This window comes from Pseudomonas sp. B14-6 (assembly GCF_013260315.1).
GTDB classification, from domain to species: domain Bacteria; phylum Pseudomonadota; class Gammaproteobacteria; order Pseudomonadales; family Pseudomonadaceae; genus Aquipseudomonas; species Aquipseudomonas mandelii.
This window is the reverse complement of sequence record NZ_CP053929.1, coordinates 141,489-157,745: the sequence shown is the minus strand read 5'-3', so window position 1 is coordinate 157,745 and position 16,257 is coordinate 141,489. Positions and strand designations below refer to the sequence as shown.

The 16,257-nt window shown below is 59.9% G+C and carries 12 protein-coding genes and 1 pseudogene; 3 read left to right on the top strand and 10 right to left on the bottom strand.

From position 1 onward, the window contains the following. Genes HP062_RS00650 through HP062_RS00640 form a run of 3 tightly spaced genes read right to left on the bottom strand, consistent with a single transcriptional unit; the run spans position 1 to position 3,055 of the window. Entirely contained in the window at positions 1-867 is an 867-nt protein-coding gene (locus HP062_RS00650) for a carbohydrate ABC transporter permease (RefSeq protein WP_010458824.1), read from the bottom strand. After that, positions 864-1,961, bottom strand: a complete 1,098-nt coding sequence (locus tag HP062_RS00645) for an ABC transporter ATP-binding protein (RefSeq protein ID WP_010458823.1) — start codon at positions 1,959-1,961, stop codon at positions 864-866. Before HP062_RS00645 ends, HP062_RS00650 begins: the two co-directional genes overlap by 4 nt. Continuing rightward, a complete protein-coding gene (locus tag HP062_RS00640) occupies positions 1,961-3,055 on the bottom strand; it encodes an ABC transporter ATP-binding protein (protein ID WP_010458822.1) in 1,095 nt (364 codons plus the stop codon). The genes HP062_RS00645 and HP062_RS00640 overlap by 1 nt, the downstream gene beginning before the upstream one ends. A gap of 375 nt (positions 3,056-3,430) precedes the next feature. On the opposite strand from HP062_RS00640, the pseudogene HP062_RS00635 reads away from it, so the two are divergent. Next, positions 3,431-5,277, top strand: a pseudogene (locus HP062_RS00635) (sigma-54-dependent Fis family transcriptional regulator). 216 nt (positions 5,278-5,493) lie between these two features. Here HP062_RS00635 and cysS read toward each other — a convergent pair. Further along, a complete protein-coding gene (gene cysS, locus HP062_RS00630; RefSeq protein WP_010458820.1) occupies positions 5,494-6,876 on the bottom strand; it encodes a cysteine--tRNA ligase in 1,383 nt (460 codons plus the stop codon). Between the two features lie 15 nt (positions 6,877-6,891). Further along, positions 6,892-8,589, bottom strand: coding sequence for a glutamine--tRNA ligase/YqeY domain fusion protein (locus tag HP062_RS00625; protein ID WP_010458817.1), 1,698 nt, complete (start codon positions 8,587-8,589; stop codon positions 6,892-6,894). Positions 8,590-8,849: 260 nt separating this feature from the next. On the opposite strand from HP062_RS00625, the gene HP062_RS00620 reads away from it, so the two are divergent. Then, complete coding sequence (locus tag HP062_RS00620) at positions 8,850-9,356, top strand: peptidylprolyl isomerase (protein ID WP_077748732.1); 507 nt, start codon at positions 8,850-8,852, stop codon at positions 9,354-9,356. Beyond that, complete coding sequence (lpxH, locus tag HP062_RS00615; RefSeq protein ID WP_172790601.1) at positions 9,353-10,105, top strand: UDP-2,3-diacylglucosamine diphosphatase; 753 nt, start codon at positions 9,353-9,355, stop codon at positions 10,103-10,105. Before HP062_RS00620 ends, lpxH begins: the two co-directional genes overlap by 4 nt. Positions 10,106-10,974: 869 nt before the next feature. Here lpxH and HP062_RS30850 read toward each other — a convergent pair. The 5 genes from HP062_RS30850 to HP062_RS00590 form a co-directional block, all read right to left on the bottom strand. Next, the gene (locus HP062_RS30850) at positions 10,975-11,181 is read right to left on the bottom strand and encodes a hypothetical protein (RefSeq protein ID WP_172790559.1); all 207 of its coding nucleotides are present in this window, start codon (positions 11,179-11,181) and stop codon (positions 10,975-10,977) included. 138 nt (positions 11,182-11,319) lie between these two features. After that, positions 11,320-12,849 carry a DHA2 family efflux MFS transporter permease subunit gene (locus HP062_RS00605; protein WP_145309579.1) on the bottom strand — a complete coding sequence of 510 codons (1,530 nt, stop codon included), beginning with the start codon at positions 12,847-12,849 and terminating at the stop codon, positions 11,320-11,322. 192 nt (positions 12,850-13,041) lie between these two features. Next, entirely contained in the window at positions 13,042-14,244 is a 1,203-nt protein-coding gene (locus HP062_RS00600; RefSeq protein ID WP_172790600.1) for an efflux RND transporter periplasmic adaptor subunit, read from the bottom strand. Between the two features lie 15 nt (positions 14,245-14,259). After that, positions 14,260-15,729: an efflux transporter outer membrane subunit gene (locus HP062_RS00595; protein ID WP_172790599.1), complete on the bottom strand. Its 1,470-nt coding sequence runs from the start codon at positions 15,727-15,729 to the stop codon at positions 14,260-14,262. Beyond that, a complete protein-coding gene (locus HP062_RS00590) occupies positions 15,726-16,199 on the bottom strand; it encodes a MarR family winged helix-turn-helix transcriptional regulator (protein WP_033057114.1) in 474 nt (157 codons plus the stop codon). The genes HP062_RS00595 and HP062_RS00590 overlap by 4 nt, the downstream gene beginning before the upstream one ends. Positions 16,200-16,257: the final 58 nt, after the last annotated feature.

The following is a 16,257-nucleotide window of genomic DNA, read 5'->3' as shown; positions in this document are numbered from 1 at the left end:
TCAGCGGTTGGCGTCAGAGTGAGTCATGGCGGTGTAAAACAGCCAGGACACCAACAGAATGATCAGGAAGTACACCAGCGAGAAAGCCGCCGCCGGGCCGAGGTCGAATTGCCCTACGGCCATCTGGGTCAACGTCTGACTCAGGAAGGTCGTGGCATTCCCCGGACCACCGCCCGTGAGGACGAAGGGCTCGGTGTAAATCATGAAACTGTCCATGAACCGCAGCATCACGGCGATCAACAGCACGCTCTTGAGCTTGGGCAACTGGATATGTCGGAAAACTGCCCAGGCCGAGGCCCGATCAATCCGCGCCGCCTGGTAGTACACGTCCGGAATTGCCCGCAACCCGGAGAAACACAACAGCGCCACCAGCGACGTCCAGTGCCAGACGTCCATCACCAGCACCGTGACCCAGGCGTCCATGGTGTTCGCCGCATAGTTGTAGTTGATGCCCATGGCCTTGAGGCTGGCACCGAGCAGACCGATGTCGGCCCGACCGAAAATCTGCCAGATGGTGCCGACCACGTTCCACGGGATCAGCAGCGGAATCGCCAGAATGATCAGCACCAGCGATGACCAGCGGCCCTTGGTCGGCATGGTCAGGGCGATGGCGATGCCCAACGGGATTTCGATCAGCAGCACGCAGCCGGAATAGATGAATTGCCGCAGCAGCGAGTCGTGCAGGCGCGGATCAAGCAGCACCTGTTTGTACCAGTCGGCACCGACGAAGTAGCGACTGGACTGGTCGAAGATGTCCTGCACCGAGTAGTTGACCACGGTCATCATCGGGATCACCGCACTGAACGCCACCAGCAGAAACACCGGCAGGACCAGCCACCAGGCCTTGTTGTTCTGCACCTTGTTCATGGCTGCACCTCCAGAAGGAAATCGTCCGCATAGACCATCAACCACTGCGCCGGGAAGCTGATCCAGGCCGTGCCCTCCGGTACCGGTTTGTCTTCGGCCAGGCGCACTTTCAACGGCGCGCCGTCGAGGTTCAGGGTCATGATCTTGTAGGTGCCGAGGTCTTCGACATGTACGACTTGTGCCTGCATCGCGTCATCGAACGGCTCATCCCACACGTGCACGAACTCCGGACGGATGCCGACCTTCAGGGTTTTCCACTCGGACTCGGCGATACGTTTCTGTTGTGCGTCGGATAAAGGCAGATGCGTCGAAGCAAAACCGACGCCGCCCGGTTGTGGCTGCACCTCGATCAGGTTCATCCCCGGGCTGCCAATGAAATAGCCGACAAAGGTGTGGGTCGGCCGCTCGAACAATTCCCGCGGGGTGCCGAATTGCACGATCTGGCCGCCGTACATCACCGCGATCTTGTCGGCGAAGGTCGACGCTTCGAGTTGATCGTGGGTGACGTAGACCATGGTGATGTTGAACTGCTCGTGGATCTGCTTGAGCTTGCGCCGCAGTTTCCACTTCAGGTGCGGGTCGATTACCGTCAGCGGTTCATCAAAGAGGATGGCCGAAACGTCGTCGCGGACCAGTCCACGGCCCATCGAGACTTTCTGTTTTTCGTCGGCGGTGAGGTTGCGCGCCTTTTTGCTCAACAGCGCCTGGAGGTCAAGGACCTCGGCAATTTCCTGCACCTTGCTGTGAATTTTCGCCTCGGCCATGCCCTGATTGCGCAGGGGGAAGGCCAGGTTGTCGAACACCGTCATGGTGTCGTAGACCACCGGAAACTGGAAAACCTGGGCGATGTTGCGCTTCTCGGGGGTCAAGTCGTTGACCACTTTGCTGTCGAACAGCACTTGGCCCTGAGACGGGCTGAGCAACCCGGAAATGATGTTGAGCAGCGTCGACTTGCCGCAGCCCGAAGGCCCGAGCAAGGCATAAGCACCGCCCTGTTCCCAGACGTGGTCCATCTCGCGGATCGCGTAATCCTCGGGGCCGGTCGGCGTGCTGGTGTAGCTGTGGGCGAGGTTCTGCAAACGGATTTCGGCCATCAGGCAACCCTCGCGATACGGCGACCGGGCGCCTGGACCAGCCGCCCCTGCGCATCGAATACAAACAGTTTATGGGTCGGGATATAGATGCGGATCGGCGCATCGACGTCGTATTCGTGGACGCCGGGCAAGTGCAGCACCAGCAGGAAATGCTCGTTGCGCACGTGCAGGAAGGTTTCCGAACCGCTGATCTCGGCGACCTCGACGGTCACCGCGAGTTCGAGGTCATCGTCGTTGCTCGGCACCAGTGAGATATGGCTTGGGCGCACGCCAAAACGGAACTCGCCCTCGCCCACCGGGCGCAAATCGACGTTCAACGGGAAGTGCACAAAATTGGCGAAGCTCACTTCGTTACCGGCAATCCGTCCCGGCATCAGGTTGATCGGCGGCTCGGAGAACAATTCGGCAGCCAGCACGGTTTTTGGCTGGTGATAGACCTCGGAGGATTTACCGCTCTGGACCACCCGGCCTTCGTGAAGAATGGTGGTGGTGCCGCCAAGGGCCAGTGCTTCGTTGGGTTCGGTGGTGGCGTAGATGGCGATGGTGTGCCGGGCCTTGAACAGCTCGCGCATTTCCTGGCGCAGTTCTTCGCGCAACTTGTAGTCGAGGTTCACCAGCGGCTCGTCGAACAGAATCAGCTCGGCATCCTTGACCAACGCCCGGGCCATCGCGGTGCGCTGCTGTTGGCCGCCAGAAAGCTCCAGCGGATAGCGCTTGAGGAATTTCTCGATGCGCAGCATCTTCGCGGTTTCCAGCACTTTGCTCTGGATCAACTCGTTGGAGACACCGCCCTGGCGCAATGGCGAAGCGATGTTGTCGAAGACGGTCATGGTCGGGTAGTTGATGAACTGCTGATAGACCATCGACACGTTGCGCAAACGCACCGGGCGTTGTGTGACATCGACACCGTTCATCAGGATCCGGCCGCTGTCGGGCTTGTCCAGGCCCGCCATCAGGCGCATCAGACTGGTCTTGCCGGACAGCGTGCGCCCGAGCAAAACGTTGAAGGATCCGGGTTCGAAACTCAGGCACGCATCGTCGATCCAGGTCTGGCCCTCGACGGTACGGCTGACGTGCTCCAGGGTTAATGACATGGCTCGGCCTTTTTATTATTTGGAGTCAAGCGACCCAGGCTGTAGAGCGAGTTTCATGCCAGAAAATGCAAGCTATTGATCTGCTTTGAAAATGTTTGAAGTGAGGGCAAATCAACGTTCGTTGCTGAACAGAAATGAACAACGGCGACTGAACAATTGAACAATCCAGCCGTTGACAATGAACAATAGTGAACAACACTCTACGGATGCTTTTTGCCTTCCCGCGAGCAAAAACCTGTGGGAGCGAGCCTGCTCACGATAGCGGTGGATCAGTCGACATCAGTATTGACTGACCCACCGCTATCGCGAGCAGGCTCGCTCCCACAAGGGAATACCTATAACAACAATAAAAACGTTATTCAGAGGCTGACTGTCATGGCCGCACCTGCCCCCGTTTTGTCCCACGACACCATCATCCAGGACTCCTGGTCCCGTTGCCGCGCGTTCGGCCTCAATCATCAAAGCGCACCGGCGTTCGATCAGTTGCCTGCCGATGGCATCGCCCAGTTGCTGGAAAGCCAGCATTCGCTGGTGCAGACCACGCACCAGGAAGTCCTGCCGTATTACGAAAACATCCTGAGCAATTCCAACTGCCTGATCATGCTCGCCGACAATCAGGGCCAGGTGCTGACGTCCTGGGGCACCCAGCGCTTCATCGAGCCGAGCCTGACCCGCGGCTTTAGCGCCGGGGCCAGTTGGATGGAGCGTTGCAGCGGCACCAACGCCATCGGCACCGCCCTCGCCTGCGAGCAGGCCGTGCATATCGAACACGATGAACACTTCCTGAAAGCCAACCGCTTCATGACCGGTTCCGCCGCGCCGATTTTCGATGCCGAGCGCAAGGTGATCGCGGTGCTGGACGTGTCCAGCGACAGCTACCTGCCGCCGTCCCACACCCTTGGCATGGTCAAGATGATGAGCCAGACCGTGGAAAACCGGCTGATCCTCAACCTCTTTCACGGCCAGCATTTTCAACTGACCTTCAACACCGGGCTGAACAACCTCGACAGCCAATGGGCCGGTTTGCTGATCTTCGATGAAACCGGCCAGGTGCTGTCGGCTAACCGCCGGGCTGACAATCTGCTGGGCATCAGCCTGTCACGGGTCAGTGTCGAGAGCCTGTTCAAGGTGTCGCTGCTGGAACTGCTGAACCAGCCGGAAGGCCTGCCTTTTGCGTTGCAAGCCTCCGGGCGCAACCGTTTTCAATGCTTGTTGAAGCGGCCGAAACAGGTGTCGATTCAGGCTCGACTGTTTTCTGAGGCCAAGAGCGCGGAACCGGCGGCGACCATGCCCGCCGCAATCAGCCTCAGCACCTTGCATTTCGGCGACAGTCGCGTGGAAAAAGCCGTGCGCCAGGCCGAGCGCTTGCTGGAAAAAGATATTCCGCTATTGATCCACGGTGAAACCGGGGTCGGCAAGGAGGTCTTCGTCAAAGCGCTGCATCAGGCCAGTTCGCGAAGCAAACAACCGTTCATTGCCGTCAACTGTGCAGCGATCCCCGCCGAACTGGTGGAGTCCGAGCTGTTTGGCTACGAGAAAGGCGCGTTCACCGGCGCCAATCAGAAAGGCAGCATCGGACTGATCCGCAAGGCTGACAAAGGCACCCTGTTCCTTGATGAAATCGGTGACATGCCATTGCCGACACAAGCTCGCCTTCTAAGGGTCTTGCAGGAACGGTGCGTGCAACCGGTGGGCAGCAGCGAGTTGTTCCCGGTGGACATCCGCATCATTTCCGCGACCAACCGTTCGTTGCGCGAGCAAGTGCAGCTCGGGCGGTTTCGCGAGGACCTTTATTACCGAATCGGCGGTTTGACCCTGGAATTGCCGCCGTTACGGGAACGCACAGACAAACAGGCGCTGTTCAAGCGCTTGTGGGAACAGCATCGCGAGCCATCGCAGTGGGCCGGGTTGAGCCGTGAGGTGATGGAGTTGTTCGGCCGTCATCCGTGGCCGGGGAATTTAAGGCAGGTCAGCAGCGTGATGCAGGTGGCGCTGGCCATGGCCGAAGAACAACCGGTGCGGCCGGAGCATTTGCCGGATGATTTTTTTGTCGATCTGGAGATGGAGCCGGTGGATTCGCCGGAACCGCTGGCGGTGGATTTGAATGATGCCGAGGATTTGAACCGGTTGTTGCAGGCGGCTGGGGGAATATTTCGCACCTTGCCCGGCGTCTTGGAGTGAGCCGCAATACTCTTTACAAGCGGTTGCGCCAGGCTGATTGACGAGTGAGCACTCGTGGCTGGGGCCGGCTGGAGACCCTTCGCGGGCAAGCCTCGCTCCTACAGGGGCGCGTCGCTCGCCAAATTTGTGTACGACGCGACCTTGTAGGAGCGAGGCTTGCCCGCGAAGGCGCCAGATCAAACACTACATAACCTCGCGGACTGCCCAAAAACAAAAACCCGCACAAGGCGGGTTTTGTTTTGCGGCATTCGAAGCAGTCAGTCAGCCAACCGCCAGGTCGTGCCGCCCTTCCCGTCTTCCAGTACCACGCCCATCGCGGTCAACTGGTCGCGGATACGGTCGGACTCAGCCCAGTCCTTGTTGGCACGGGCAGTCAAACGCGCCTGAATCAGCGCATCAACCTCAGCCGCATCCACGCGCCCTTCAGCGCCGGCCTGCAAGAAGTCATCGGCCTCAAGCTGCAGCACGCCCAGCACGCTGGCCAGTTCCTTCAAGCGCGCCGCCAAACCTGCCGCCGCATTGAGATCGCTCTCGCGCAGACGGTTGATCTCGCGAACCATCTCGAACAGCACCGCGCAGGCTTCCGGCGTGCCGAAGTCGTCGTTCATCACCTGGGTGAAACGCTCGACGAAGGCTTCGCCGCCAGCCGGCGCCACGCTCGGCAGGCCTTTCAACGCATGGTAGAAACGCTCGAGGGCACCTTTGGCGTCCTTGAGGTTGTCTTCCGAATAGTTGATCGCGCTGCGGTAGTGGCTCGACACCAGCAGGTAACGCACGACTTCCGGGTGGTACTTTTCCAGCACGTCGCGAATGGTGAAGAAGTTGTTCAAGGACTTGGACATCTTCTCGCCATTGATGCGAATCATGCCGCAATGCATCCACGCGTTGGCGTAGGTCTTGCCGGTGGCCGCTTCGCTCTGGGCGATTTCGTTTTCGTGGTGCGGGAACTCGAGGTCGCTACCGCCGCCATGAATGTCGAAGGTCTCGCCGAGGCAGCAGGTCGACATCACCGAGCACTCAATGTGCCAGCCCGGACGCCCGTCGCCCCACGGCGAAGGCCAGCTAGGCTCGCCCGGCTTGGCGCCTTTCCACAGCACGAAGTCCAGCGGGTCCTGCTTGGACTCGTCGACTTCGATCCGCGCGCCGATGCGCAGGTCTTCGATTTTCTTGCGCGACAGCTTGCCGTAGCCCATGAACTTGGCGACGCGGTAGTACACGTCGCCGTTGCCCGGTGCGTAGGCGTAACCCTTGTCGATCAGGGTCTGGATCATGGTCTGCATGCCAGCGATGTGATCGGTGGCCCGCGGCTCCATGTCCGGCTTGAGGATATTGAGGCGCGCCTCGTCCTCATGCATCGCGGTGATCATGCGTTCGGTCAGCACGTCGAACGGTTCGCCGTTCTCCTTGGCCCGATTGATGATCTTGTCTTCAATGTCGGTGATGTTGCGCACATACGTCAGGTTATAACCGCTGAACCGCAACCAGCGGGTCACCAGGTCGAACGCGACCATGCTGCGGCCATGGCCAATGTGGCAGTAGTCGTACACGGTCATCCCGCAGACGTACATGCGCACATTGTTGCCATCCAGCGGCTTGAAGACTTCTTTGCTCTTGGTGAGCGTGTTGTAGATCGTAAGCACTTTAGTTTCCTTGAATCACTGGCCCCACGAATCACGCAAGGTCACGGTACGGTTGAATACCGGAGCACCTGGTTTCGAGTCCTTGATATCCGCGCAGAAGTAACCTTCGCGCTCGAACTGGAAACGGTCTTCCGGCTGTGCATTGCCCAGCGAGGGTTCAGCACGACAACCGGTGAGGACTTGCAGCGAGTCAGGGTTGATGTTGTCCAGGAAACTGGCGCTGTCTTCGGCCTTCTCAGGGTTCGCAGAGCGGAACAGGCGATCGTACAGGCGCACTTCGCACTCGACGCTGGCCGCGGCCGGCACCCAGTGCACCACGCCTTTGACCTTGCGGCCTTCAGGGTTCTTGCCCAGTGTTTCCGGGTCGTAGGAGCAACGCAGTTCGACGATGTTGCCCTCGGCGTCCTTGATCGCTTCGTCGGCGCGGATCACGTAGCTGCCGCGCAGACGCACTTCGCCGTTCGGCTCCAGGCGCTTGTAGCCTTTCGGCGGCTCTTCCATGAAATCTTCACGGTCGATGTAGATCTCACGGGCGAACGGCAGAACGCGCATGCCCATGTCTTCTTTCGGGTGGCACGGCAGTTCGAGGTTCTCGACCTGGCCTTCCGGGTAGTTGGTGATCACGACTTTCAGCGGACGCAACACGCACATGGCGCGCGGGGCGCTGTGGTCGAGGTCGTCACGGATGCTGAATTCGAGCATGCCGAAGTCGACCACGCCGTCGGAACGGTTGGTGCCGACCATTTCGCAGAAGTTGCGGATCGATTTCGGCGTGTAGCCACGGCGACGGAAGCCCGACAGCGTGGACATGCGCGGATCGTCCCAACCGAAGACGTGCTTTTCATCGACCAGTTGCTTGAGCTTGCGCTTGCTGGTGATGGTGTAGTTCAGGTTCAGACGGCTGAACTCGTACTGGCGCGGTTTTGCCGGGACCGGCAGGTTCTCGAGGAACCACTCGTACAGCGGACGGTGGCTTTCGAACTCCAGGGTGCAGATCGAGTGAGTGATGCCTTCGATGGCGTCCGACTGACCATGGGTGAAGTCATAGTTCGGGTAGATGCACCACTTGTCGCCGGTCTGGTGATGATGGGCGTGACGGATGCGGTACATGATCGGGTCGCGCAGGTTCATGTTCGGCGAGGCCATGTCGATCTTGGCCCGCAGCACGCGTGCGCCGTCCGGGAATTCGCCGGCACGCATGCGGGCGAACCAGTCGAGGTTTTCTTCCACGGAGCGATCACGGAACGGGCTGTTCTTGCCCGGTTCGGTCAGGGTGCCGCGGTATTCCTTGGCCTGTTCAGGGCTCAGGTCATCGACGTAGGCCTTGCCGGCCTTGATCAGCTCGACGGCCCAGTCGTGCAACTGGTCGAAATACTGCGAGGCATAGCGCACTTCGCCGGACCATTCAAAGCCCAGCCATTTGACGTCGCTTTCAATCGCGTCGATGTATTCCTGGTCTTCCTTGGCCGGGTTGGTGTCGTCGAAACGCAGGTGCGTGACGCCGCCAAATTCCTGGGCCAGGCCGAAGTTCACGCAAATCGACTTGGCGTGACCGATGTGCAGGTAGCCGTTGGGCTCAGGCGGGAAACGGGTGACGATCTGCGTGTGCTTACCCGAGTCCAGGTCCGCCTGGATGATCGGGCGCAGGAAATTGACCGGCACGGCAGGGCCGGTCTTGGAATTCGAGGTAGGGTCGACAGTGGGCTTGCTCATAGGATCCTTGAACGTACAAGTGCGCGGCCAGTTGGCCAAATCAAAGCGGCTGTTAAAACAAAGGGGCTTATCATAGCCGATGCCGTCAAGTCGCTGACAGAGCAGGCCCGAAAACGGCTGCATTTAATCGGATGCAAATGAAAAACAGCCTCGAAATTCGCGCCCGGCACGCTAAACTGCGCACCTTGGCCGACATTGGCCGGACCGGTTGAGGGCTTAAATGCCCCGAAACCCACGAATTCATTGAATGAGTAGTAATCATGACCAAAGTCAAACTGACCACCAACCATGGCGACATCGTCCTGGAACTGAACGCTGAAAAGGCACCGCTGACCGTTGCCAACTTCATCGAGTACGTCAAAGCCGGTCACTACGAAAACACCGTTTTCCACCGCGTCATCGGTAACTTCATGATCCAGGGCGGCGGTTTCGAGCCAGGCATGAAAGAAAAGAAAGACAAGCGCCCAAGCATCCAGAACGAAGCCGACAACGGCCTGCCGAACGACAAGTACACCGTCGCCATGGCCCGCACCATGGAGCCGCATTCGGCATCCGCCCAGTTCTTCATCAACGTGGCTGACAACAGCTTCCTGAACCACAGCGCCAAAACCACTCAGGGCTGGGGCTACGCAGTATTCGCCAAAGTCGTTGAAGGCACCGACGTTGTCGACAAGATCAAAGGTGTTTCCACCACCATGAAATCCGGCCACCAGGACGTGCCAGCAGAAGACGTGATCATCGAGAAAGCCGAGATCATCGAAGCGTGATACTGCTGATTTCAGACTTGCATCTGGAAGAGGAGCGCCCGGACATCACCCGGGCGTTTCTGGATTTGCTCGCCGGACGCGCCCGCTCGGCGAGTGCGTTGTACATTCTGGGCGACTTTTTCGAGGCGTGGATTGGCGACGATGCCATGACGCCGTTCCAGCGTTCCATCTGCCAGGCCCTGCGCACCCTTAGCGACAGCGGCACGGCCATATTTCTGATGCACGGCAATCGCGACTTCATGCTCGGCCAGGCCTTCTGCCAACAGGCCGGCTGCACGTTGCTGAAGGACCCGAGTGTCGTGCAGTTCAACGGCGAGCCGGTGCTTTTGATGCACGGCGACAGCCTCTGCACCCGCGACGAAGCTTATATGAAGCTGCGTCGCTACCTGCGCAACCCGATCACCCTGTTCATCCTGCGGCACCTGCCGTTGCGCACGCGGCATAAACTGGCGCGCAAACTGCGCAGTGAAAGCCGGGCGCAGACGCGGATGAAGGCCAATGACATCGTCGATGTCACGCCGGACGAAGTGCCGCGGATCATGCAGGAATTTGGCGTAAAAACCTTGATCCATGGGCACACCCATCGCCCGGCCATCCACAAGTTGCAGATTGGCGAGCAAGCGGCCAAGCGCATTGTGCTGGGGGATTGGGACCGTCAGGGCTGGGCGTTGCAAGTGGATGAGCAAGGGTTTGCCCTCGCCCCCTTCGACTTCGCCCCGCCGCCACAACTCGCAGCCCCCACGAACTAAAAGGCCACCACAGACCCCATTGTGGGAGCGAGCCTGCTCGCGAAGGCGGTGTGTCAGCTGAGATAGATGTTGACTGAGAGGACGCTATCGCGAGCAGGCTCACTCCTACATTTTTGATCTTCATGAGACGCAAATCCTGTGTCGCCGACAATACCCTGTGGGAGCGAGCCTGCTCGCGATGGCGGTGTGTCAGTTGAGATAGATGTTGACTGACAGGACGCTTTCGCGAGCAGGCTCGCTCCTACATTTTTGATCTTCATGAGACGCAAATTCTGTGTCGCCGACAATACCCTGTGGGAGTGAGCCTGCTCGCGATGGCGGTGTGTCAGTTGAGATAGATGTTGACTGACAGGACGCTATCGCGAGCAGGCTCGCTCCCACATTTTTGATCTTCATGAGACGCAAATTCTGTGTCGCCGACCATACCCTGTGGGAGCGAGCCTGCTCGCGATGGCGGTGTGTCAGTTGAGATAGATGTTGACTGACAGGACGCTTTCGCGAGCAGGCTCGCTCCCACATTTTTGATCTTCATGAGACGCAAATTATGTGTCGCCGACAATACCCGGTGGGAGCGAGCCTGCTCGCGATGGCGGTGGGTCAGTTGAGATAGATGTTGACTGACAGGACGCTTTCGCGAGCAGGCTCGCTCCCACATTTTTGATCTTCATGAGACGCAAATTCTGTGTCGCCGACAATACCCTGTGGGAGTGAGCCTGCTCGCGAAGGCGGTGTGTCAGTTGAGATAGATGTTGACTGACAGGACGCTATCGCGAGCAGGCTCACTCCCACATTTTTGATCTTCATGAGACGCAAATTATGTGTCGCCGACAATACCCTGTGGGAGCGAGCCTGCTCGCGATGGCGGTGTGTCAGTTGAGATAGATGTTGACTGACAGGACGCTATCGCGAGCAGGCTCGCTCCCACATTTTTGATCTTCATGAGACGCAAATCCTGTGTCGCCGACAATACCCTGTGGGAGTGAGCCTGCTCGCGATGGCGGATTCACATTCAACACTTTTATTGAATGACCCACCGCTTTCGCGAGCAGGCTCACTCCCACATTTTTGATCTTCATGAGACGCAAATCCTGTGTCGCCGAAAATACCCTGTGGGAGTGAGCCTGCTCGCGATGGCGGTGTGTCAGTTGAGATAGATGTTGACTGACAGGACGCTATCGCGAGCAGGCTCGCTCCCACAGGGGAATATGTTTGGCTTAGTGGCCGGAGGCCGCCGGCCCCGCCTTCGCCGCAAACGGCGGTTTCGCCAGCCATACGATCACGATCAAGGCCATGAATGCCCAACCCAGCAACGTGAAGTAATCCACGGTGGAGAGCATGTACGCCTGACTGGTCAGCACATGATCCAGCTGCGCATACGCCGGGTTGCTCGGCCCGCCCAGGGCATTCAGTGCCTCGCGGGTCGCCGGCTCATAAGTGCTGATGCTTTCGCTCATATAGGCATGATGCTGATCCGCCCGACGAATCCAGATCCACGTGGTCAGCGACGCCGCAAAACTGCCGCCCAAGGTCCGCAGGAACGTTGCCAGGCCCGCGCCATCGGCGATCTGGCTCGGTGGCAAGTCGGACATCAGAATGCTCAAGGTCGGCATGAAGAACAGCGCCACGCCAATGCCCATGAACAATTGCACCAGCGCGATGTGCTGGAAGTCCACTTCGTTGGTAAACCCGGCGCGCATGAAGCAGCTCAGGCCAATCGCCAGGAACGCCAGTCCGGCCAGCAGCCGCAGGTCGAACTTGTGCGCGTACTTGCCGACAAACGGTGACATCAGCACCGGCAGAATCCCGATTGGCGCCACCGCCAGCCCCGCCCACGTTGCCGTGTAACCCATCTGGGTTTGCAGCCATTGCGGCAGGATCAGGTTGATGCCAAAGAACCCGGCGTAACCCAACACCAACACGATGGTGCCGATGCGGAAGTTGCGATACGCAAACAGCCGCAGATTGACCACCGGGTGCTTGTCGGTCATTTCCCAGATCACGAACACCGCCAGTGCGACCACGGAAATCGCCGCGCCGATGAGGATGAAGTTCGACTCGAACCAATCGAGGTCATTGCCCTTGTCGAGGATCACCTGCAACGCCCCGACGCCGATGATCAAGGTGATCAGCCCGACGTAGTCCATCGGCTGGCGGCTGGTTTCCACCGGACGCGCCTTGAGTTGCTGGCGCACCACCATCACCGCAAAGATGCCGATTGGCACGTTGATAAAGAAGATCCACGGCCAGCTGTAACTGTCGGTAATCCACCCGCCGAGGATCGGGCCGGCAATCGGCGCGACCACCGTGACCATCGCCAGCAATGCCAGGGCCATGCCGCGCCTGGCCGGCGGATAGACCGCGATCAGCAGCGTCTGGGTCATCGGGTACAACGGACCGGCGACCAGGCCTTGCAGCACCCGGAAGCCAATCAGCTCGGGCATCGAGGTCGAGATACCGCAGAGAAACGAGGCCAGCACAAACAGAATCGTCGCCCAGAGAAACAGCTTCACCTCACCAAACCGGCGGCTGAGCCAACCGGTCAGCGGCAGCGCAATCGCATTGCTCACCGCAAACGAAGTGATCACCCAGGTGCCCTGCTCCGAACTCACGCCCAGGTTGCCGGAAATCGTCGGCAGCGCAACGTTGGCGATGGTGGTGTCGAGCACCTGCATGAAAGTCGCCAGCGACAGGCCGATGGTGCTGAGCAGCAGGCTGGGCGGCGTGAAAGACGCGTTATTGCTCATCGTGAATCCCTTGAAGCTGGGCAGGCGCGGCACCTTTCAGAGGGTGCCGCTGAACCTGTAGGAGCGAGCTTTTGTGGCGAGGGAGCTTGCTCCCGCTCGGCTGCGAAGCAGTCGCAGAGCTTTTGGGGCCGCTTCGCGACCCAGCGGGAGCAAGCTCCCTCGCCACAAAAGCTCGCTCCCACAGGGGAGGTATCAGCGCTGGACGGTTTTACTGGCCGCAGCGCTGTTGTCGTGGATCAACTGAGTGATCATCGCGTCGGCCTCGGCCAACTGACGGTCGTAGACGTTGGTGCTGAAGGACGCCTTTTGCGGCGGCTGTTGCGCCAGCACCGGGCCGCTCTGATCGCGCAGGTTCACATCGACCTGAGTCGACAGGCCGACCCGCAATGGATGCTTGGCCAGTTCTTCAGCGTTGATGTGAATCCGCACCGGCACCCGCTGCACGATCTTGATCCAGTTACCGGTGGCGTTCTGCGCCGGCAGCAAGGCAAACGCGCTGCCGGTACCGGCGCCGAGGCTGTCGATGGTGCCGCTGAACTTCACGTCGCTGCCGTAGAGGTCGGCTTCGATATCCACCGGTTGGCCGATGCGCATGTCACGCAGCTGGGTTTCCTTGAAGTTGGCGTCGATCCACAGCTGATCCAGCGGAATGACCGCCATCAGCGCCGTGCCCGGCTGGACGCGCTGGCCCAGTTGTACCGAGCGTTTGGCCACGTACCCGTTGACCGGCGCGATCAAGGTGCTGCGGGAATTGTTCAAGTAGGCCTGACGCAATTGCGCGGCCGCCGCCATCACGTCCGGGTGCGACGAGACCACAGTGTCATCCACCAAGGCGCTGGTGGTTTTCAGTTGCTGTCTGGCGTTGGCCAGGGCGTTTTGCGCTGAGGTCAGGTCGTCGCGAGCGTGGGACAGCTCTTCCTGGGAAATCGCCCCGCCAGCGGCGAGGTTTTTCCGGCGATTGAAGTTGTCCTGGGCCTTCTGCACTTCCGCCTGCTGGGCGTTGACCTGGGCTTTCATGCCGTCGACGTTGCTGTACAAGCCGCGCACCTGACGCACGGTGCGCGCCAGGTTGGCCTGGGCACTTTGCAGACCGACCTGGGCGTCGTTCGGGTCGAAATTGATCAGCACCTGGCCTTCATGGACCAGGTCGCCATCATCCGCGCCAATACTGACCACAGTGCCGGTGACCAGCGGGGTGATTTCCACCACGTTGCCGTTCACATAGGCGTCGTCGGTGCTTTCATTCCAGCGCCCGTAGAATTCGTGATAACCCCAGACGGCGACACCGGCGAGGATCACCACGATCGCGAGCGCCACCAGCATGACTTTGCGTTTGCGCGGGTTGCTGGTGTCAGGAGCGTTGTCAGGGGTTTGTGTGTGTTCTGCAGTGGCCATGACCAATACCTTGAATTAATTGTGCTGCGTGGCTGGGAGTGCGTTGGCTGCGGTCAGGGTTTCGCCCTGGAAGCCGCCGCCCAGCGCCTGCATCAGTTGGATCGACAGGTCGATCTGCTCGGCATTCAGGTTGGCCAGCTGGCGCTGGGCCTGGAGCAATTGCTGCTCGATGCTGAGCACGTCCAGATAGTTTCCGATGCCTGAACCGTACCGCTGGACCACGGTGTTGTATGAATCCTGGGCAATGTCGGTGGCGTGTTGCTGCGCCCCGATCTGCCGGCCGATGTCGCGCAACTGGTTGATGGTGTCACTGACATCACCCAAGGCTTTCACCAGGCTTTTGTTGTACTGCGCCACCGCGAGGTCGTAATCGGCGTCGCGGGAATCGAGGTCGGCACGCAAGCGGCCGCCGTCGAAAATCGGCACAGAGATAGTCGGCGCAACGTTAAAGAAACGGCTGGCCGAACCAAACATCGCATCCCCCAACAACGACTCGGCACCGGCCGCGGCGCTCAGGTTGAGGTTGGGGTAGAACTGGGTCTTGCCGGCGGCGATGTTCTTGCTCGCGGCCTCGACCCGCCAGCGCGCGGCGACCAGGTCTGGACGACGACCGAGCAACTCGGCGGGCAACACCGACGGCAACGCCACGGTGCTGGCTTGCAGGATCTTCGGCCGGGCGATTTCATTGCCGCGATCCGGGCCTTTGCCGAGCAGCACGGCCAAGGCGATTTTTGCGCTTTGCAGGCGTTTTTCGGCGTCGATCAGGCTCGCTTCGGAGCTGGCTTCCAGGCTTTCGGTTTGCTGGAACTGGTATTGGCTGTCGATCCCCGAGCTCAGGCGGCGCTGGCTCAGTTCAAGCATTTGTTTGGTGCGCTTGAGGTCTTCATTGGCCAGGTCATAGACGATGTGCGCCTGCCCCAAGTCGCTATAGGCGCGGGCGACATCGGCGGACAAGGTCAATTGCGCGGCCTGCTGATCGACTTCGGCCGCACGGGCCTCGCCCAATGCAGCTTCCCAGGCATCCCGCTGACCGCCCCAGAGGTCGAAGTTGTAATTGAAACTGGCGCCGATGTTGCGCAAGGTGGAATACGTACCGCCCTGCCCGCTCGGGTCTTGATCTCGTGCCAGGCGCGAACGGCTGACTCCGGCGCTGGCATCGAGGGTCGGCATCCGCGCGGCATCGGCGGCATACGCGGCGGCGCTGGCCTGGTGGGCGCGGGCGTCGGCGATCTGCATGTCGGGGCTGTCGTGCAGGGCTTCGCGGATCAGGCCATCGAGCTGCGGATCACCGAGGCTTTTCCACCAGTCGCTTTTCGGCCAGGCCGCGGGCGACAGAGTCACGCCGCTGAGGGATTGCCCGGCCTTGAGGTTTTTCGCATCAAGGCTGACGCCTTCGGTGTTCAGGCCGCTGTAACTGGCGCAACCGGCCAGGGTCATGGCCGCCAGCACCAGGCTCAGGCCGGCACGCAGCGTTTTACTGCTCATTTGTCACCTACCCGCAGCAAGGTGATCGAGTCACCGGCTGCCACAAGGATTTTCTTGAGGATCTGCTCCAGGGTTTTCAGTTCTTCCGGGGTGATCGCGCCAGCCAGTTCATTCATGGCGTCGGCGCCGATTTCCGGCAGACGGTCGGTCAATTGCTGGCCTTGCTCGGTGAGCACCAGTTGCACCTGACGGCGATCCGCTTCGGAACGTTGGCGGGCGAGGAAACCTTTCTGTTCCAGACGATCGAGCATGCGAGTCATCGAACCGCTGTCCAGCGACAGGTGACGGCACAGCTCGGCCGGGGTATCGACGCCGAACTGGGCCATGATGATCAGCACTTTGAACTGCGCGGCGGTGATGCCGTGGGGCTCCATGTGCGTGTCGATGATCCGGTCCTTGAGCAGCGCAGCGCGCCCGAGCAGGAGGCCGAGATGGCACGTGTGGAATTCGTCTGGGGTGAAGTGTTTCATCTGGCCACCAATTAGCTGCCTAGGCAGAGAATGTATGACGAGATGTTACTGCCTAGGC

Coding starts and splice junctions, on each gene's coding strand:
- HP062_RS00650 (WP_010458824.1), bottom strand. CDS start 867: ATGAACAAGGTGCAGAACAACAAGGCCTGGTGGCTGGTCCTGCCGGTG.
- HP062_RS00645 (WP_010458823.1), bottom strand. CDS start 1,961: ATGGCCGAAATCCGTTTGCAGAACCTCGCCCACAGCTACACCAGCACG.
- HP062_RS00640 (WP_010458822.1), bottom strand. CDS start 3,055: ATGTCATTAACCCTGGAGCACGTCAGCCGTACCGTCGAGGGCCAGACC.
- HP062_RS00625 (WP_010458817.1), bottom strand. CDS start 8,589: ATGAGCAAGCCCACTGTCGACCCTACCTCGAATTCCAAGACCGGCCCT.
- HP062_RS00620 (WP_077748732.1), top strand. CDS start 8,850: ATGACCAAAGTCAAACTGACCACCAACCATGGCGACATCGTCCTGGAA.
- HP062_RS30850 (WP_172790559.1), bottom strand. CDS start 11,181: ATGAAGATCAAAAATGTGGGAGTGAGCCTGCTCGCGAAAGCGGTGGGT.
- HP062_RS00605 (WP_145309579.1), bottom strand. CDS start 12,849: ATGAGCAATAACGCGTCTTTCACGCCGCCCAGCCTGCTGCTCAGCACC.
- HP062_RS00600 (WP_172790600.1), bottom strand. CDS start 14,244: ATGGCCACTGCAGAACACACACAAACCCCTGACAACGCTCCTGACACC.
- HP062_RS00595 (WP_172790599.1), bottom strand. CDS start 15,729: ATGAGCAGTAAAACGCTGCGTGCCGGCCTGAGCCTGGTGCTGGCGGCC.
- HP062_RS00590 (WP_033057114.1), bottom strand. CDS start 16,199: ATGAAACACTTCACCCCAGACGAATTCCACACGTGCCATCTCGGCCTC.